The sequence below is a fragment of the Roseateles saccharophilus genome (assembly GCF_031458095.1).
GTDB classification, from domain to species: domain Bacteria; phylum Pseudomonadota; class Gammaproteobacteria; order Burkholderiales; family Burkholderiaceae_C; genus Pelomonas; species Pelomonas saccharophila_A.
The window spans coordinates 56,641-75,266 of the sequence record NZ_JAVDXU010000005.1; the positions used below are offsets into that span (position 1 = coordinate 56,641).

The window sequence follows — 18,626 nt, forward strand, 5'->3', positions numbered from 1 at the left end:
TGCTCCGAGTGCTTGGCTCAGAGCTTGGTGAACTTGATCCAGTTCAGATTCCAGCCGGCGGCCGGCGCATAGATGCCGACGCTGTAGGTGCCCGCATTGATGGTCACGGTGTGCGACACCGTGGTCCAGGTCTGCCAGCCGCCGGTGGCGGGGACGTTGACCTGGCCAAGCTGGATGCTGCCGGCGTTGAGGTCGAGCGACAGCCTGGCGCCGTTGACGCTGGCGACGCGGTACTCGACGCGATAGCTGCCGCTGGTGGGGAAGTTGACGTTGGCGTAGGCCATCCAGTCGCCGGCATCGATCCAGCCGACATTCAGGCCGCCTTCGCTGCAGGCCTCGGTCTGCACGCCGCTCTGGTTGCTGTAGTTCTCGGCCTCGATCTGCCGTGACCAAGCCGTGGTGGTCTTGGAAACGATGACGGAGCTGGCGCGGTCATTGAAGGCCTGGTCGACCAGGCAGCCGGTGTCGCCGCTGCGGGTCACGCTGCTGCCGCTGAAGTTGTCGCCGTCGAAAAGCTGCACCTGGTAGCCGGCATTCACGCGCAGCGACGACAGGTCGTTGTCGCGCACGCCGCGCGACTGCAGCTGGCTGAGCGTGTAGCTGCCCTCGGGCAGCGGCGCCGAGTAGCCGCCGTAGTTGCAATCCTGATAGACGGTCGCCACGCCGCTGGGCGTGCTGCCGATCTCGGCGCGCACCGCGCTCAGCAGGCTGTTGGCGCCCGTGCCGTCCTGCGACAGCTCCCAGATCATCACGCCCGCGCCCTGCTGCAGGGCCAGCCGCGTCTTGGCCTTGATGGTGGGGATGCCGTTGTAGGTGATGTAAGCGCAGCTCGCGCAGGCTGTGCCGATCAGGTCGCTCTGCGCCGCGGCGGCGCCGAACTGGTTGACGATGTCCGCGAACGAATAGTTGGCCGCATAGCCGTTGAAGCCATAGCCATAGAAGGGCAGGCCGAGAACGAGCTTGGATTTGGGCAGTCCGCGCGCCTGCCAGGTGGCGATGTGGCTCTGCGCCATCGCATAGGTCGAGTGCTCGGTGCCCACCGTGCCCCAGCCCGGGCCCACCGCGTCGTAGGCCATCAGCGTGACGAAGTCGAAGGAGGCCAGCGACGAGGTCGGGATCATGCCGCCCTCGTAGGTGGCCGTGGCCGCGGTGACCAGCTTGCCGGGCAGGGCCGCGCGCAGGGCCTGGATGAAGGGCGTGTAGTTGCCGGCGTTGTCGATGGAAGTCAGCAGCGCCCCTTCGATGTCGACGTCCACGCCGTCCAGGCCGAAGCTGTTGACGAACTGCACCAGGTTGTTGACGACGGTGGCGCGCGTGCCCGGCTGCAGCAGGGTCTGCCAGTTGCCGGAACAGGCGGGGATGACGCCGCCGGCCAGCGACACCAGCACCTTGGCCCCGGCCGCATGGGCCTTCTGCACCACATAGCTGATGTCGGCGCCCGTGGCCGCTTCCATGCAGGCCGGGCTGCCGCCGTTCAGAAAGCTGCCGCCCGGCGCCGGGTTGGCGAAGGCAAGGTTGATGTGGGTCAGCTTGGCCAGGTCCGTGCGGTCGGCGACGGCGCGAAGGCCCTTGTAGGACGGGATATAGCCGACCACCTTGGTCTGGGCGAAGGCGGTGCCGGCCAGCCCGAGCATGACGAGAGCGGCGGCAAGGGGACGAAGCAGACTCATCGGAAATCTCCAGGGTTGAGGTGCTGACCGCCGTTTACCGCCAAGCTGAAAGCGCTTTCAAGATTAAGCGGACGGGCACCTTGGCGGCAACACGGGCGTGTGCCAGAACTCAGGGACGGGTGGACCCCAGGGCGGGTTTGCCCCTCGCCCGGTCTCACCCGGCTGAACGCGGGCGAGCCCAGTCGGTCCCCCAAGGGGACGGCGATGCTTGCGGCATCAAGCCGCAAGCACATCGCCCAAGGCGGGCCGGCTAGGGAGCGGCCCGGCGCTCGGCCCGCAAAGCGCCGGGGGTCAAACCATCAGGGCAAGGCGTTTAGAGCATTCCGGACGCCGTTCGAGAACGACTGTCCGTCCTTCTTGTCCCAGTTGATGGACCAGGTCATGACGCCACGCAGACTCGGATAGGCCACCGGCGGCTTGATGGCGCCGCACTGAGTCAGCCTGGTCAGGCAGTTCAACGCTGCCGTGATGGTGGCGACGCTGGCCAGGCCCGAGTTGGCCGACGACGGACCCGAGGGCAGGCCGAAGGCGACCTGGTCGGGCCGGATGCCACGGAAGACATAGGTCCCGGTGCCGTTGTTGGTCGTGAAGCCCTCGATCAGCATGCGGCTGGCGGCCACCAGCATGTCCTCGCTGCCTTCGGCCAGGCCCTGCGTGGAGTAGGGCGTGTAGACGGCGCCGTTGTTGTAGTACTGGACATGCAGCACCGACAGCTCGTCGCGCAGCCCGTCGATGATGGGCAGGTAGGCGCCCCAGATGCCGCTGCTGGCGACATAGCCGCCCTGCACATAGGGATGCTCCGGCGCCATCGACAGATAGAAGCCGCTGCCAATGCGGGCCTTGAGCTGCTTCACGGCGGTGACGAGGTTGGCCTGCACCGCCGCGCCCCAGGACACGCCGGCGCCGCTCTCCAGGTCGATGTCGATGCCATCGAAGCCGTACTTGCGCATGATGGCTTCGACGCTGTTGACGAAGTTGGTCACCTGCGTCGCGTTGTTCAGCGTCACCGTGCCGTTCTGGCCGCCGAAGGACAGGACCACCTTCTTGCCCTTGGCGCGGGCGGCGGCGATGTCGGCGATGAAGCGTGATTCGCCTCCGGAGCCACCATCCAGGTTGAAGGTGATGTTGCCGTTGCCGCCGTCGTCGGCGAAGGCCACGACGATGACGTCATAGGCCGCCGGCACATCGCTGATCGGGAAGGGCGGGCCCGACGGGTTGGTGAAGTTGTGCCAGTAGCCGATCAGCTGGTGCTTGCCGGCAGGCGCAGGGGCAGGGCTGGGGGACGGTGCGGGCGTGGGCGCGGGCGAAGGGGCGGGCGTGGGGGCCGGTGTCGGCGCAGGCGTGGGAGCAGGTGCCGGTGCAGGAGACGGCGCGGGGCTGGGAGCGCCGCTGCAGTTGCCCTGCGAGGTCCAGGGCTGGCCGCTGCCCGTCGGGCCGTTGTTGGTGGCCGGGTCGTTGCCCTGGGTCCACCAGTTGGCCTTGTAGTTGGTCGTGCCCTTGCTGGCGATGGCGCCGCCGTTGTAGGCCGTCGAGGCGACCCAGACCGGCGCGCAATTGCCGCTGGGCGTAGGGGCGGGCGTAGGGGCGGGCGAGGGGGCCGGCGTGGGCGCGGGTGTAGGAGCAGGCGCCGGTGCAGGCGTGGGCGCCGGCGTCGGCGCGGGGGCCGGACTGGAAGCTGCGCCGAGGTCGGTCCACAGCGAGGCGTTGGTCGGGTTCCAGCCGGTGCTGGCGTAGTCGGTCTGGTTGACCAGGGCTTTGTAGTTGTGGCCGTTGTAGCTGACGATGGTGCCAGCCGCGTAATAGGTGTCGGCCTTCCAGGCGGGATAGGTCTGGGCGAAGGCGGCCGTGCTGAGGGCCAGGGCGCCGGCGAGCAGCCAGGGCTTGGCCGCGCGCGGCAGGGGCGGGCGCGAGATCATGAGGTTCTCCGAAGCGTGGATGGAAAAGGCCGCCGCCCGGCAGTCCGGCGCGGCGGCGTTCAGCTCAGGTCGAGAGCTGCTTACTTCCAGGGCGCGTTCTGCAGCGCCGGGTCGTCGACGAGGTTGAGCAGGCCGGCGGCCTTCTTGCCGATGGCGCCCGGCGAAGCCAGCGGCGCGCTGCCGCAGCTGCCGCTCGCCGTCTTCAGGGCCTGCCACAGCATGGCGCCGTCACGCGGGTTCTTGTTGGCCAGCGTGCTGGTCGTCACCGCGTTCAGATAGCGCTCCACCGAGTAGGGCTGGTTGATGTTGGCGCCGTAGCTGTTCTGCAGGATGACGGAGCCCGTGCACTGCGCGTCGGCGTTGTTCACCACCAGGTTCGCGCCGCTCCAGCCTTCCGGCGACGTCTCGAAGCCGATGGACACGATGGTGCTGCTCGGGAACATCTGGCGGTAGGACTTCCAGGCGGTCACGCCGTCGAAGTGCTCGAAGCGCGCGTCGTAGGTCATGATGTTGACGATGTTGAAGGCCGTCTTCAGCGCCGGGTAGGCGTTGACGAGCAGGCGTTCGCCGCCCGCCTTGCCGCCCCAGTAGCTGGTGCCCACGCCATTGCACTGCGGGTCGCTGCCGGTGGAGGCGGTGCAGTCCGAGCCGGACGACCAGGCGGCCACCGTCAGGATGCGTCCGCCGCCGGCCAGGTCCACGGCCTTGCGCATGGCCTTGACGGCGCCGGCGTAGGCGTCGGTCGTGATGCCATCGACCTCGTAGTCCACGTCCAGGCCGTCGAAGCCCACGTCCTTCATGATGTTGGACAGGGCCGTGATGGTCGGGCCGCTGCCGGCATGGCCTTCAGCGGACAGTGTGCCCCAGCTGTTGTAGGTCGCGCCGCCGACGGCCAGGATGACCTTCATGTTGCGGGCGTGAAGCACGTCGATGGCGGCCTTGATGTCCGACGGCCGGCCGTTGAAGTTGATGCCGGTGCCCGACCAGTTGTTGGCCGCCATGCCGCCCCACGTGAAGTTGGGCTGGGCGAAGGCCGCCACCACATGGGTGTAGTTGGCCGGGATGCGCGCGAAGTTGCTGGCGACGAAGACCTCGTTCATCGACTTGCCGGTGGCGTCGAACCAGTTGTCGCTCCAGCTCGGGTAGTAGACCGTGTAGGCGCGGCCGTTCTGATTGGCGGACTTGGCGTTCGGGTCGCTCAGGCCGGGTGCCGGGGCGGGCGAGGGGGCCGGGCTCGGGGAAGGACTCGGGCTGGGCGACGGCGAAGGCGAGGGGCTGGGAGACGGGCTGGGGCTGGGGCTCGGCGCGGGGCCGGTCGTGCAGGCGCCTTGCGAGGTCCAGGGCTGGCCGGAGCCGACGGGGCCGTTGTTGGTCGCCGGGTCATTGCCCTGGGTCCACCAGTTGGCCTTGTAGTTGGTCGTGCCCTTGCTGGCGATGGCGCCGCCGTTGTAGGCGGTGGAGGCGACCCAGACCGGTGCGCAGGTGCCGCTCGGAGCGGGGGCGGGGCTGGGTGCAGGCGACGGGGCCGGCGTGGGGGCAGGCGTCGGTGCAGGCGTGGGCGCCGGCGTCGGCGCGGGCGAGGGGGCCGGACCGGAGGCGGGGCCGAGGTCGGTCCACAGCGACGCATTGGTCGGGTTCCAGCCGGTGCTGGAGTAGTCGGTCTGGTTGACCAGGGCACGGTAGTTGTGGCCCTGGTAGGTCACGACGGTGCCGGCCGCGTAGTAGACGTCGGGCGCCCAGGCGGGGTAGGTCTGGGCCAGGGCCGCGGTGGCGCTGGCACCGAGGGCGAAGGCGGTGGCGGTGATGGCGGCAAGGCGACGCAATTGATGCATCGGGATGCTGGATGAGGGCTGCTTCATGTGAGACGTCCTGGTCTGTGCAAGAGCTCGTTGAAAAGGAGAGTCCCAACGGGGGCTCTCCGGCGGCTGGCCTGCCTCTCCGTGCAGGCTCTTTGGAGCTGGTTCTAACTGGTATGCATCCAGTTTGCGACTGCTACCACCTCTTGAATACCACTTTGCCACCAGTGATTCCCGCGTCACCGGTGGAAACCCGGTGTTCGGGTGTCAAAACGTTGCTGTCTCGGGTTTCTAGGGAGGGCGAGCCTTCGTCTGGAGTTGTCCTAGGGTTTGTGCTGCTGGGGCGCTGTACTGGCTCGAAGCACAATCTTGAAAGCGCTTTCAAACCATGTTGGATTCCCCCTCCCTCCATCGCCGTCATCTGCTCGCCGCCGCCCTTGGCGGCGCGGCGGGCCTGGGCCATGCCAAGGGGCAGGCGCCGCTGACGGTGGCGGCCTTCCCACTGGTCGACGTGATTGCCAAGGATGTGCTCAAGGGCTGGAGCCAGCGCCACCCCGAGATCCGCACCGAGGTCATCAGCCGCCAGTACGACGATCACCACACCGCGATGACGACAGCGCTATCGACCTCCGGCCATCTGCCCGACGTCATCGCGCTGGAGACGAGTTACCTGGGCCGCTTCTCGCTGGGCACGGGCCTGGAGGATCTATCGGCCCCGGCCTTCGGCGCCGAGCGCTTCAAGGACCGCTTCGTGTCCTTCGCCATCGAGACGGCGCGCAACCGCGAGGGTGCCATCGTCGCCCTGCCCACCGACATCGGCCCAGGCTCGCTGTTCTATCGCACCGACCTGCTGGCCCAGGCCGGCCTGAAGGAGGCCGACCTGACGCAGTCCTGGGAGTCCTATGTCGACGCCGGCCTGCAGCTCAAGGCCAAGACCGGCGCCTACCTGATCGGCGACGTGCGCCTGCTCAAGGACATCATCGTGCGCGGCGGCACACCGCCCGGCGAGGGCCAGTTCTTCGACAACCAGGGCCGGGCGCAGATCACCTCGCCGCGCTTCGTACGCGCCTTCGAGCTGGCGCAGAAGGTCAGGCGCCAGAAGTTGGATGCGCGCGTCGAGGTCTGGTTCAACGACTGGGCCGAGATGCTCAAGCGCGGCCGCCTGGCCACCGAACTGTCGGGCGGCTGGATGGCCGGCCAGATGGCCAACTGGGTGGCGCCTGGCACGGCCGGCAAATGGCGCGTAGCCCAGCTGCCCGAGAACACCTATTGCTCCTACGGCGGCACCTATTACGCCATCCCGCGCCGCTCGGCGCCGGAGAGGAAACAGCTCGCCTGGCAGCTGGTGCAGGAGCTGACGCTGGATCGCGCACGCCAGCTCGAGGCCTTCAAGTCCCAGGACGCCTTCCCGGCCCTGCTGGACGCGCAGCAGGACGCCTTCTTCGACCAGCCCGTGCCCTTCCTCGGCGGCCAGCACGCCCGCGTGCTGTGGCGCGAGGCGGCGCGGCGCATCCCCGTCGTCAAGATGCACAAGCAGCACAAGTTCGCCGACGAGGTCATCAACGCCGAACTCGACAACGTGCTCGAGTACGGCAAGCCCATCCCCCAGGCCCTGGAAGACGCCCAGGCCCTGCTCGTGCACAGGGCCAACCGCTGATGAAGCTGCGCATCCCGGCCAGTTGGGCGCCCTACATCCTGGTCAGCCCCTTCCTGATCCTGTTCGCCGTCTTCGGCCTGTTCCCGCTGGTGTTCTCGGCCTGGCTGGCCTTCCAGTCCTGGGAGCCGACCAGCGGCATCGATTCGATGCGCTTCGTCGGCCTGGACAACTTCGTCTTCGCGCTGACCGACGGCTGGTTCTGGAAGGCGCTGCGCAACACGCTGTGGCTGGCTTTTGCCTCGGGCGTGCCCCAGCACCTCGTCGCCCTGCCGCTGGCGGTCTTCCTGCACCGCTCCTTCGGGCGCTGGCGCGGCCTGTTCTCGGGCGCCTATTTCCTGCCCTACATCACCTCCACGGTCGCTATCGCGATGCTGTTCGGGTCCCTCTTCTCAACCGACTACGGCATGGTCAACCAAGCGCTCGAAGCCCTGTTCGGCATGGAGCACATCAACTGGATGCGCTCGCCGGATGCCGTCAAGCCGGCCGTGGCCATCATCGTGTTCTGGCGCTATGTGGGCTTCAACGTGGTGCTGTATCTCGCGGCGCTGCAGACCATCCCCAATGACCTGTATCAAGCCGCCAAGCTCGACGGCGCCAATGCCTGGCAGCAGTTCTGGCGCATCACCCTGCCCGGCCTCAAGCCCATGATCCTGTTCGGCGTCACGCTGTCCCTGATCGGCGGCCTGCAGCTGTTCGAGGAGCCCTTCATCCTGACCAACGGCAAGGGCGGTGCCGACCAGCAGGCCATGACGGTGGCCATGTACCTCTACCGCGAGGCCTTCGACTTCAGCGACTTCGGCGGCGCCAGCGCCCTGGCCTGGATCATGTTTGGCGTCATCGCCCTGCTGACCTGGCTGACCAACAAGGCCTTCGCCGACCGGAGGGTGCAGGCATGAGCGCCGTGCTGCACAAGCTGCCGCTAGGCCGTGAAGCGCGCACCGCGAAGGGAGTGGCGGTGAACCACACCTCCAAGCTGCTGGCCTACGCCATCGTCGGCATCGGCGCGCTGATCATGCTGGCGCCCTTCTACTTCATGTTCGTGTTCGCGACCCAGTCGCGCACCGACATCTTCAACGTGCCGCCGCCGCTGTGGTTCAGCGGCGAGCTGCTGAACAACATCAAGGTGCTCACCACCCGGCTGCCGTTCTGGAAGAACGTCGGCTGGAGCCTCTACGTCGGCCTGATGTCGACGGCCCTGACGCTGCTGTTCTGCTCCATGGCCGGCTATGCCTTCGCGATGCTGGAGTTCCGCTTCAAGAAGGCCCTGTTCGCCCTCGTCATGGGGACCATGATGGTGCCGGCCTTCATGAACATGATCCCCAGCTTCATGGTCATGGACACCCTGGGCTGGATCGACACCCACCGGGCGCTGTACCTGCCCGGTGCGGCCAGCGCCTTCGGCATCTTCCTGATGCGCCAGTTCGCCGCCTCCACGGTGCCGCACGAACTCATCAACGCGGCTCGCATCGATGGCTGCAGCGAGCTTGGCATCTATTGGCGCATCGCGCTGCCGCTGATGAAGCCGGCCCTCGGGACGCTCGGCCTCATCACCTTCATCAGTTCATGGAACAACTTCATGAACCCGCTGATCGTCATGCGCACGGCCGAGAACTACACCCTGCCGCTGGCCCTGCGCAGCCTCTTCAGCACCACCAGTACCGAATGGGGCGCGCTGATGGCCGGCTCGGCCATCGCGACCCTGCCCCTGCTCGTCCTCTTCGTCATCTCGTCGCGCCAGCTCATCGCAGGCCTGACAGCCGGCGCCGTCAAGTAAAGCAAAAACAATGTCTCAAGCCCCCCTGCATCGCCAGTTCCCGCCCAATTTCGTCTGGGGCGTGGCCACCAGCAGCTTCCAGATCGAGGGCGCCGCCCATGAGGACGGCAAGGGCGAGTCCATCTGGGACCGCTTCTGCAAGCAGCCCGGCGCCATCGCCGACGCGAGCAACGGCGAAGTGGCATGCGACCACTTCCACCGCCTCGAGGAAGACCTCGATCTCATCGCCTCGCTGGGCGTCAACTGCTACCGCTTCTCCATCGCCTGGCCGCGCGTGCAGGCCCTGGGCCATGGCGAGTTCAACCCCAAGGGCCTGGACTTCTACGAGCGCCTGGTCGACGGCCTCAAGAAACGCGGCATCCAGGCCTTCGCGACGCTGAACCACTGGGACCTGCCACAAGGCCTGCAGGACCGCGGCGGCTGGAACGACCGCGACACCGTGCACCGCTTCGTCGACTACGCGCGTCACGTCAATGCCCGCCTGGGTGACCGCCTGGACGGCCTCACCACGCACAACGAGCCCTGGGTCATCGCCGTGCTGGGCCACGAGCAGGGCAATTTCGCGCCCGGCATCAAGAGCCGCAGGATCGCCACCCAGGTCTGCCATCACCTGCTGCTCAGCCACGGCCTGGCCCTGCAGGCCTTGCGTGCCGATGGCGCGAAAAGCCAGCTCGGCGTCGTGCTCAACCTGTCGTCCACGGTGCCGGCCACGGCCATGCCGGAGGACATCGCCGCCGCGGCCATGGCCGACGCGCGCAGTCGCCGCTGGTATGCCGACCCGCTGTTCAAGGGCAGCTATCCCGAGGAGGTGCTGGCCGAGCTCGGCGCCGACGCGCCCATCGTGCATGCCGGCGACATGGCGGTCATCGCCCAGCCCATGGACTACCTGGGCGTCAACTACTACACCCGCAGCGTCGTGTCGGCCAGCGGCGCCGACTGGAAGCCCGCGGAGCGTGGCCTGCCCGTGTCCGACATGGGCTGGGAGATCTATGCCCAGGGCCTGGACGACCTGCTGTGTCTGCTGCACCGCGACTACCCCGGCCTGCCACCCGTCTACGTGACCGAGAACGGCGGCGCCTTCAAGGACCAGAACGTCGTGGGCGGCCGTGTGCAGGACGACGACCGCATCGCCTATCTGCGCGACCACATCGCCGCCGTGGCCAGCGCCATGCAGCAGGGCGTGCCCATGGCCGGCTATATGGTCTGGAGCCTGATGGACAACTTCGAATGGTCCAGCGGCTATCTGAAGCGCTTCGGCATCGTGCATGTCGACTACGAGACCCAGGCCCGCACGCCCAAGGCCAGTGCCGAGTGGTATCGCGACTTCCTGCGTGACTGGCGAGGCTGATTCGCCGACACGAAAAAACAAATCGAACTCTGGAGACAAACATGAACAAGATCATCCCGGCCCCCAGCCCCTGGCGCCACGCGCTGCCCGCCATCGCCGCCGTGCTGACCGCCTGTGGCGGTGGCGGCGGTTCGGCCACGGCTGCGCCATCTCCCGCTCCTGCGCCCGCGCCCGCGCCTGCACCGGCCCCCGCGCCGGCTCCGTCCAACCAATGGACGCTGGTGTGGAGCGATGAGTTCGACGACGCTGCGGGCACCGTGCCCAAGGCCGCCAACTGGAACTACGACCTCGGCAACAAGGAGGCCGACGGCTGGGGCAACCATGAGCTGGAGTACTACACGTCCAGCGCCCGCAATGCACAGACGGACGGCAGCGGCATGCTCGTCATCACTGCAGAGAAGGCCAGCAACCCCGGCCCCTGCTGGAACGGCAAGCCCTGCGAGTACACGTCGGCCCGCATCCACACCAACGGCAAGGTCGGCTTCACCTATGGCAAGGTCGAGGCGCGCATGAAGCTGCCGGCCGGCGCCGGCATCTGGCCCGCCTTCTGGGCCCTGGGCACCGACCTCGCGACGGCCGGCTGGCCCAAGTCCGGCGAGATCGACATCATGGAGTTCGTCGGCAAGACGCCCAACACCGTCTACGGCACCTTGCACGGGCCCGGCTACTCGGGTGCCCAGGGCATCAACAAGCCCTACGACCTGGGCACCGCGGTGTCTGGCGACTTCCACACCTACACCATCATCAAGCGCGCCAACGAGATCATCTGGCAGGTCGATGGCAAGGACTACCACCGCCTCACGCCGGCCAGCCTGCCCGCGGGCGGCAGCTGGGTGTTCGAGAAGCCCTTCTTCGTCATCCTCAATCTCGCCGTGGGCGGCGACTGGCCTGGCTCGCCGGATGCGGCCACCGTCTTCCCGGCGCAGATGAAGGTCGATTGGGTGCGGATCTACAAAGAGGACTGAAGGAGGAGGACGCCATGCGCCCCAGCCTGCAAAGCCTGCCGTCCATCCTGGCCTTGTGCATCGCGCTGCCCGGTGCGCTGCCGGCCCGTGCCGTCGAGGTGAAGACCGCCTTCGGCAGCTTCGCTGCGCCGGATGGCGTTTCCGCGGTGAACCGCGAAGAAAAGCCCGACAAGGCCGGCAAGCCCACCGGCATGGCGGTCTACTCGCGTACCGACGACCCCAAGGCCGTCTTCATCGTCGTCTGGGGCCATGCCGAGCCCGACCCGGCCAAGCCCTATGACGCGCTGGACGGCGCCGTCAAGTTCGGCAACCCCTTCGACAAGAAGCTGACCCGCGACGCCGCCAGGCCGGTGTCCCTGGGCGGCGTGGAAGGCGGGCGCTACGAGGGCAAGCTGCCCAACGGTCTGCGCTCCATCAGCTATGTGGCCGTCAACAGCGGCTACCGCCTCATCGTGCTGCTCAAGGGGCCGAACGACAGCCCGTACAGGGAAACCATGGACGCCTTCGCAAAAGGCGTCGAAGGGTTCACCTGGACGTTGCCGGCGCCGGCGGCTTCGGCACCGCAGCAGTGACGGCCGGAGCCTGGTAGCTGACGCGGTAGATGCGCCCGGCGAAATCGTCGGAGATCAGCATGGACCCGTCGGGCAGCTGTGCGATGTCCACCGGCCGGCCGACCACCTTCTCGCGCTGCAGAAAGCCTTCCACGAAGACGGTGTCGCTGACCACCTTGTCGCCGTACAAGGTGATCAGCGCGACGCGATAGCCGATCTTCTGGCTGCGATTCCAGGAGCCGTGCTCGGCGATGAAGAGCTGGTTCCGGTACGCCTCGGGGAACTGCTGCCCGGTGTAGAAGTGCAGGCCCAGCGAGGCCACGTGCGGCCCCAGCTTGGCGGCCGGCTCGGTGAACTCGCTGCACTGACGGCCGGCGTGGAATTCCGGATCGGGCAGCACGCCGCCCTGGCAGTAGGGAAAGCCGAAGTGCATGCCCGGCCTGGGCGCATGGTTGAGCTTGTCGGAGGGCATGTTGTCGCCCAGCATGTCGCGACCGTTGTCGGTGAACCAGAACTCCCGGGTCAGCGGGTGCCAGCCGAAGCCAACCGAATTGCGCACGCCGCGCGCATAGACCTCGAACTGCGAGCCGTCCGGGTTCATGCGATGGATCTTGGCGTGCGGTTCGTTCTCGCGGTCGCAGCTGTTGCAAGGCGCGCCGATGGGCACATAGAGTTTGCCGTCCGGCCCGGCCTTGATGATCTTCTCCCCGTGCCAGGCGTCCTTGGGGAAGTCGTCCTTCACCACGTGCAAGGGTGGCGACCTGTCGTAGCTGTGGGCGATGTCGTCCAAGCGCAGCACGCGGAAGCGCTCGGACACGAACAGAGCACCGTTCAGCAGAGTCACGCCGATCGGTGCATCCAGGCCGCTGGCCACGGTCACGACCTGGCGGCCGCCGTCGACCAGCGCAAACACCTTGCCTGCGGTGCGTGAGGCGACGTAGACGATGCCGGACTCTGCCACCGCCATGCCGCGCGCGCTCGGCACCTTGTCGCTGTAGACCGCGATCGAGAAGCCGGGAGGCAGGCGGAAGTCCTTCAATTCCGGATAGGGCTCGGCCGAGGCGCGCAGGGCATGGTCGCCGTCACTGGCGGGCGGCGGCTTCAGCAGATAGTCGGCCACGGCGCCAATCTGCTGGGGCGTCAGGCGCTTGCTCCAACCCGGCATGCGGCCATCGGTCGAACCCTGGGCGATGAAGCGGGCCAGGCTCTGCGGATTGGGCCGGACCCTGTTCCAGTGCGCGCCCGTCAGGTTCGGGCCGATGCCGCCTTCGCGGTTCGCGCCATGGCATTGCAGGCAGTTCTGGGCATAGACGCTGGACCCGTCGGCGGCCGCCGCGGCCTGGCCGATGCCGGCACCCAGCAAGGCCCACAGGCCCAGCCCCGTCGCTCGCAAGGATGCGCTCCTGCGCATCAGTAGCTCAGCTGGATGAAGGACACCGCCTGGCGCGGCAGCTGCATCTCGACGACCACCTGCTGGTCGCGGACCTGCAGCGTCTGCGGGTTGCCGAGGGTGGCGAGCTGGCTGCTCCTGTGCAGTTCGGCAATCTGCGCCGCGCTGGGCTGGGCGGGCGAGCCCATCTTCTTCCAGGCCGCATAGGAATTGCTGTGCTCCTGGTCGATGCGGTAATGCGTCATCACGACCTGGCTGGCGGGGATGCCCTGGATGGTGACGCTGACCGGCGACCCGGCGTCGATGATGTCCTTGTCGTGGTAATTCCAGAGCAGCACGGTCGCACCCTTGGAACTCTTGGCGGCCAGCGCGTTGATGTCGGTGCGCTTGCCCAGCACGCCCGACTTCAGGATGGACGCGGCGTCGTAGGCGCCGTCGCCGCCGACGCCAACCCGGTTGCCCGTCATCATGCCCAGCATGCGAAACACGTTCAGCACCGGCTTGTTCACGCCGTTGGTGGCGAGGTCGCGAAAGCCGGCAAACCAGGGCTGGTCCTCGAACTCGAAGGACCAGTTCACGACGCCCACCAGATTGACGCCGCGGGCCGAGGCCAGGTCATATTCCCGCGCAATCGACGCCGCGGTGTAGCTGGCATATAGGGTGCCGTTGCGATAGGCGTTCTCGGGGTTGGTCGACATGCCGCAGGCCGCGCAACCTTCCGGGTCGGACTCGCCAATGATGACCGGTATGCCCTTGAGCTGCGGGTAGGACGCCACGATGGCCAGGCCGTCGTCGATGTTCTTGAAATGCGTCTTCATGCTCATCTGCACGACGCCGTCGACCAGCGTCGGCCGCCCCTTGGCGTGATAGGCCAGGAAATCGACGGGCGCGCCTTTGGCGCCGGTGGCGTGGTTGCGGTCGTTCAGGCAATGCTGGATGAAGTGATCGAAGAACTTCCCGCCATGGGCCGTGTGCGGGCCGCCCATGCGCGCGCTCGGCAGCGCGCGCTTCACCGCGTCGGCGGCGTAGTCATACATCTTGAAATATTCCTGCTCGACATTCGGCGCGATCAGATAGAAGCCGTCCGGTTCATTCCAGAGCTCCCAGTACCAGCTCTCCACTTCCTTCTGGCCGTAGCGCTCGACGCTGTGCCGGACCCACTGGTAGATCAGCTCGGCCCACTTCTTGTAGTCGTTCGGCGGATAGGCCCAGCCGGTCATGATCTCGGGGTAGGGCGTGCCGGGGGCCCAGTGGTGGCGATAGGGCTGGGGTTTGACCGACAGCGCTTCGGGCATGAAGCCGATCTGAGCCAGTGGCTTCATGCCGCGCTCGACATAGCTGTCGAAGATCTTGTCGACGAGGGTCCAGTTGTAGATCGGCTTGCCGTTGGAATCCTCGCTGTACATGCCCGTCGAGCCCCATTTGAGCGCCGGCGTGCCGTCGCCCGAGGTCATCAGGTTGTGGGCGCGGACATAGACCGGCACCGGGCTCAGCGCCGCGAGCTCGGACAGCAGCTTCTTGCCGTCCTTCATGTAGGTGTAGTTGGGTTCGTCGTAGCCGAACCAGGCCCACATCGGCTTGAGCGGCCCTTTGTCTTCATTCAGCTTGACCTGCAAGCTGACCGGCGCGGCCTGCGGGAAACATAGCGGTGAAGCGAGCAGCAGGCAGGCCGCGAGAATCTGGCTTTTCATGTCTCTGGTTTTCGTTGTGCTGGGTGGCGCACCATAGGCGGGGACGCCGCGCGAAAGCCAGTCATTTTTCCAAGCGCTTCGATGCCGGAATTGATATCGGCGCAAGCGCGCCCGCCCAGCGCTCCAGGGCGCTGCGCAGAGGCGGCTGCTGGATGGCTGAAGAGCGCTAGGGCTTCATCGCGCTGCGGCGATGGCGCAGGCCCAGCAGCACCAGACCAGCGGCCCACAGCATCACGCTGGCCGGCTCGGGAACGGGCAGCAGTCCGCCAGGCCCATAGGCGGTGCCGGAGGCGGACAGCACAGAGAACTCGGTGACCGGGATGCCGCCGGCGCGGGCACTGATGCCCGTCAGCACTGCGCTGCTGATGAAGGACGAATCGATCGAGCTGCCCCAGCAGCAGGGCGAGACCGAGGTCAGCAGGGCCACTTCAATCTCCAGCGGCTCGCCCCAGCGGAACTCGAAATTGGCCGTGCTGAGCACGTTGGCCGAACCCTGCATGCTGCCCGGCGCCAGCACGAAGGCGCCGGGCATGCCGGTGCCGCCGCCGCGCACGTAGGGGATGCCGTCGTTGACGACCGTGCCCATGAACGAGAACCACGGCCCACGGGCCGCATTGCCCACGCCGCTGCCGGTACGGATGCCCAGTGCGATGTCGCCTTGCTGGGTGTAGGGAGCGTTGGGCAGGCTCTTGAGCAGGCCATCGATGAGGAAGGCGAAGTCCAGGGAGCCGGCGGTGCCGGTGGCGATGCCGGGATTGCTCAGCGTCAGCGTGTCCTGGAAGCGCGCGAAGCCCGCCGTCTGGCGGTAGGTGAAGGGTGTGGACTCGCCGGTCATGGTGCCGCTGGCCGCCACGCCGAGGCGGCCATAGCCGGCCTTGGCGCTGGCCTGGCCGACAAAGCTGCCGCCGCCGACGGGGGCGTTGACGCTGGCCAGGGCGCTCAGCGGGCCGGTGGTTGCGGTCCTGTCATCGATGCTGCCGCCCAGGTTGCAGGCGGCGAAGCCTTCCGTGGGCAGCGCCACACCGGCAAACCAGCCATTGCCGATGGTGGGACCGCTGGTGGCGCAGGCAAACACGCCACCCGTGCCGGAGGCGATGCCGCCGACCGCGCCGGCGTAGGCCTGCAACTGTGCCGCCTGGGCCGGCTGGCCGGTTCCACAGGCGATGCACAACCACAGTGCCGATGCGATGAGGTGGCGGCGCTCGGACCGCTGAAGGGATGTCTGCCTGCTCATTGCTGTGCTCCATGCCGCTGGACGGCCGGTGCATGCTAGGAGGGGGCAAGGCTTGGCGTCACCCCTACAACTGCCGGGCGCTCCGTCGCCCCGCGGGTCTGGCGAGGCGCGAAGCACCCGAGTTTGGCTTCATCGCCCCGGCGGGGTTCGTGAGAGCATCGCGCGCCGCTCGCCGGCGGCAATCGCGTCAACGCCCTCTCGCATCTTGTCCAGCTCCTTCGCCAGCCCTAACGCCTTCATCGCCCTGTGCCTGTGCGCGGCCGGTAGCGCCTTGGCGCAGACGCCGGGCGCCTCGCCCTCGGAGACATCCGCCCTGCGCCGCAACGAGGCGCTGCTGACGCTGGAATACCAGACCGTCAAGGTGCCAGGCGACCGCGCCATCGACCTGCTGGGCTTTCATGCTTACCAGAAGGTGATGGACGGCGTGTACCTCGGGGGCGGCTTCCATGCGCCGCTGCTGCAGGGTGCCTATGGGGGTTTCGTGGCCGCGGACCTGGGCGTTCACCTCAGGCGGCCGCTGGCCGGGCCGCTGTTTGCGATGGCCGGCCTGTCGGCCGGCGGTGGCGGCGGTGGGCGCAGCGTCGAGCACAGCAAGCTGCTGTCGGGCAGCGGCGGCTTCGCCAAGGCCTATGCCGGGCTGGGCTATGACTTCGGCGGCTTCAGCCTTGCAGCCAACGTCTCGAGGCTGAAGTTCCGCCAGGCCATCATCGACGGCACCCAGGCCAGTCTGATGCTGGAGATGCCCTTCAGCTATCTCACCGGGCCCTTCTCCGGGCACGGCCAGCCCCTGGCGCCGGCAGACGACCGCCGCGCCGGCGCGGAGATGGGCGAGAACATGCTGACGCTGTCGCTGGACAACTACCGCCAGCGTTCACCGCAAGGGTCGAACAAGGGCACGATCGGCGTGGCCGACCTGCAGTACGCCCACTTCTTCGGCACCGACAGCTATTGGTTCGCGTCCCTGGCCATGGGCTATCACGGCCTGCCTCTGTACAACCAGTTGCTGGGCGGCCTGGGCCAGCGCTGGCGCCTGACGCGCGACCTCACGCTCTATGCGCAGCTCGGCCTGGGCTCGGGCGGCTATTCGTCGGAGGTCATCGACACCGCCTCCGGCCTGCTGGTCTATCCCAAGCTGAGCGCTGAGTATTCACTGACGCGCGACCTCGGGCTGGCGCTCTCCGTCGGCACCATGACGGCACCCAAGGGCAGCTCGCGCAACCAGACCTGGGGCCTGAGCCTGACACGCCATCTGCGCTCCGGCGGCAGCGGCGAAGCCACAGGCCCGGCCCACTACGAAGGCTTGCGGTTGTCGGTGCTGCACCAGACCGACCTGCACCTCAGCTACCGCGGCACGGACAGGCCGGCGCTGCAGATGCTTGGCCTGCAGCTCGACATTCCGGTCGGCCAGCGCTGGTATCTGCCGCTGCAGGCCTCGGCGGCCTACAACGCCTATCTGGGTTATCCGGGTTATGCCGAGATCCTTGGCGGCCTGGGGGTGCAGACCCTGGCCACACCGGGCGAACGCCTGCAGGCCTTTGCCCAGCTGATGGCCGGCGCCAATGTGCACGGCAAGTCCGCCAAGGCCAGCGCGGGTGTGCGCTGGCTGCTGGACGAGCGCCTGGCCCTGAACTTCAGCGTCGGCCGCATCGAGGCGCGCAGCGCCGGCGGCGGCCAGTTCAAGGCCGACAACCTGGCTGTGGGGCTGGACTACCGGTTCTCGACGCCGACGCGTTAGCCGCGCGCAGCCCGGCGGCGCCAGACCACCCGGCCCATGACGGCGAGGCCGGCCAGCCACAGCGCGGTGGTCTCGGGCTCGGGCACGGCGGCCACGGCGATGTCCAGCATGGCCACCGGCAGCTTGCCGACGAACTGGGTGGCGCCGGTGCTCAGGTTGATCTTGTAGAACTCGGAGTCGAAGCTGCTGGAGGCCGCGTCGTCGAGCGACAGATAGGCCGAGCCCGAGCTGCCGATGTCGAAGCCGACGTTGAGGTTGTCCCAGGCCGTCACGCCGGTCGGGCCGACGACGTTGACGAGGCCGCTGTTGGGGCTGGGGCTGCCATTGGGGCCGCCAATGGTCACCAGCTGCGAACCGTTGAAGCCGTAGAGCGTCGTCAGCGTGGCGCCGACATGGTTGTTGGCATAAGCCACGTCGCCCATGCCGGCGGCCGACAGCGAAGTGTCCGAGCCGGCGATGACGCCGGTGTTGGGGTTGAGGCGCAGGTTCAGGCCGTTGTCGGCAACGACGCGCACGCGGTCGACGACGGGGTTGAAGTCGATGGACACCGACAGGCCGGCGTCCGCCGCAAAGCTGAAACCGCGGCCTATTGAAGAGGCGACGCCGTTGTGCGTGTCGATGACGTAGAGCTGACCCTGGCTGCCGGAGGTCGCCAGGCCGTAGAGCAGGCCGTCGGCCGGGCGGAAGTCGATGGCCTTCAGCGACAGGCCGTTGATGATGCCGCTGACCGGGGCGATGACGCTGAGGCTGGCCGGGTTGGCGGAGTCGAAACTGACCAGGGTGGTGGTGGCGCCGGCCGTCAGGCCGTAGACGGTCTCTGCCTGGGCCGGCAGGCTGGCGGCGAGAGCGGTCGCGAGCAGGGCGAAGGCAAGGCGTGAAGTCGACATGGGCACTCCGGT

At 67.7% G+C, this 18,626-nt stretch carries 14 protein-coding genes; 7 read left to right on the forward strand and 7 right to left on the reverse strand.

What is annotated here, in order from left to right; genetic code table 11:
- Positions 1–17: 17 nt before the first annotated feature.
- The 3 genes from J2X20_RS25625 to J2X20_RS25635 form a co-directional block, all read right to left on the reverse strand.
- Positions 18–1,670 carry a carbohydrate-binding protein gene (locus tag J2X20_RS25625; protein ID WP_310271642.1) on the reverse strand — a complete coding sequence of 551 codons (1,653 nt, stop codon included), beginning with the start codon at positions 1,668–1,670 and terminating at the stop codon, positions 18–20.
- Between the two features lie 299 nt (positions 1,671–1,969).
- Complete coding sequence (locus J2X20_RS25630; protein ID WP_310271647.1) at positions 1,970–3,586, reverse strand: chitinase; 1,617 nt, start codon at positions 3,584–3,586, stop codon at positions 1,970–1,972.
- An 80-nt stretch (positions 3,587–3,666) separates the two neighbouring features.
- Positions 3,667–5,445 (reverse strand): glycosyl hydrolase family 18 protein, encoded by a 1,779-nt coding sequence (locus J2X20_RS25635; protein ID WP_310271650.1) that lies wholly within the window; start codon positions 5,443–5,445, stop codon positions 3,667–3,669.
- A 325-nt stretch (positions 5,446–5,770) separates the two neighbouring features.
- Between J2X20_RS25635 and J2X20_RS25640 the strand changes: the two genes are divergently transcribed.
- The 6 genes from J2X20_RS25640 to J2X20_RS25665 are packed head-to-tail and all read left to right on the forward strand — an operon-like array spanning position 5,771 to position 11,698.
- Positions 5,771–7,039, forward strand: a complete 1,269-nt coding sequence (locus J2X20_RS25640; protein WP_310271653.1) for an ABC transporter substrate-binding protein — start codon at positions 5,771–5,773, stop codon at positions 7,037–7,039.
- The gene (locus J2X20_RS25645; RefSeq protein ID WP_310271656.1) at positions 7,039–7,935 is read left to right on the forward strand and encodes a carbohydrate ABC transporter permease; all 897 of its coding nucleotides are present in this window, start codon (positions 7,039–7,041) and stop codon (positions 7,933–7,935) included. The genes J2X20_RS25640 and J2X20_RS25645 overlap by 1 nt, the downstream gene beginning before the upstream one ends.
- Complete coding sequence (locus tag J2X20_RS25650) at positions 7,932–8,813, forward strand: carbohydrate ABC transporter permease (protein ID WP_310271659.1); 882 nt, start codon at positions 7,932–7,934, stop codon at positions 8,811–8,813. Before J2X20_RS25645 ends, J2X20_RS25650 begins: the two co-directional genes overlap by 4 nt.
- Before the next feature lie 10 nt (positions 8,814–8,823).
- The gene (locus J2X20_RS25655; protein ID WP_310271662.1) at positions 8,824–10,161 is read left to right on the forward strand and encodes a GH1 family beta-glucosidase; all 1,338 of its coding nucleotides are present in this window, start codon (positions 8,824–8,826) and stop codon (positions 10,159–10,161) included.
- Between the two features lie 41 nt (positions 10,162–10,202).
- Positions 10,203–11,126 (forward strand): glycoside hydrolase family 16 protein, encoded by a 924-nt coding sequence (locus J2X20_RS25660; RefSeq protein WP_310271664.1) that lies wholly within the window; start codon positions 10,203–10,205, stop codon positions 11,124–11,126.
- 14 nt (positions 11,127–11,140) lie between these two features.
- Positions 11,141–11,698, forward strand: coding sequence for a hypothetical protein (locus J2X20_RS25665; protein ID WP_310271667.1), 558 nt, complete (start codon positions 11,141–11,143; stop codon positions 11,696–11,698).
- On the opposite strand, the gene J2X20_RS25670 is transcribed toward J2X20_RS25665, so the two are convergent.
- The 3 genes from J2X20_RS25670 to J2X20_RS25680 all read right to left on the reverse strand — a co-directional run bounded on the left by J2X20_RS25670 (position 11,652) and on the right by J2X20_RS25680 (position 15,992).
- Positions 11,652–13,070: a c-type cytochrome gene (locus J2X20_RS25670; protein WP_310271670.1), complete on the reverse strand. Its 1,419-nt coding sequence runs from the start codon at positions 13,068–13,070 to the stop codon at positions 11,652–11,654. The genes J2X20_RS25665 and J2X20_RS25670 overlap by 47 nt on opposite strands.
- Positions 13,071–13,087: 17 nt before the next feature.
- Positions 13,088–14,758, reverse strand: a complete 1,671-nt coding sequence (locus J2X20_RS25675) for a GH39 family glycosyl hydrolase (RefSeq protein WP_310271673.1) — start codon at positions 14,756–14,758, stop codon at positions 13,088–13,090.
- 166 nt (positions 14,759–14,924) lie between these two features.
- Positions 14,925–15,992, reverse strand: a complete 1,068-nt coding sequence (locus J2X20_RS25680) for a PEP-CTERM sorting domain-containing protein (protein ID WP_310271677.1) — start codon at positions 15,990–15,992, stop codon at positions 14,925–14,927.
- A gap of 205 nt (positions 15,993–16,197) precedes the next feature.
- Here J2X20_RS25680 and J2X20_RS25685 point away from each other — a divergent pair, with 205 nt between their 5' ends.
- A complete protein-coding gene (locus J2X20_RS25685) occupies positions 16,198–17,727 on the forward strand; it encodes a hypothetical protein (protein WP_310271681.1) in 1,530 nt (509 codons plus the stop codon).
- Here J2X20_RS25685 and J2X20_RS25690 read toward each other — a convergent pair.
- Complete coding sequence (locus tag J2X20_RS25690; protein WP_310271684.1) at positions 17,724–18,614, reverse strand: DUF4394 domain-containing protein; 891 nt, start codon at positions 18,612–18,614, stop codon at positions 17,724–17,726. The two genes, J2X20_RS25685 and J2X20_RS25690, sit on opposite strands and share 4 nt — an antisense overlap.
- Positions 18,615–18,626 lie beyond the last annotated feature (12 nt).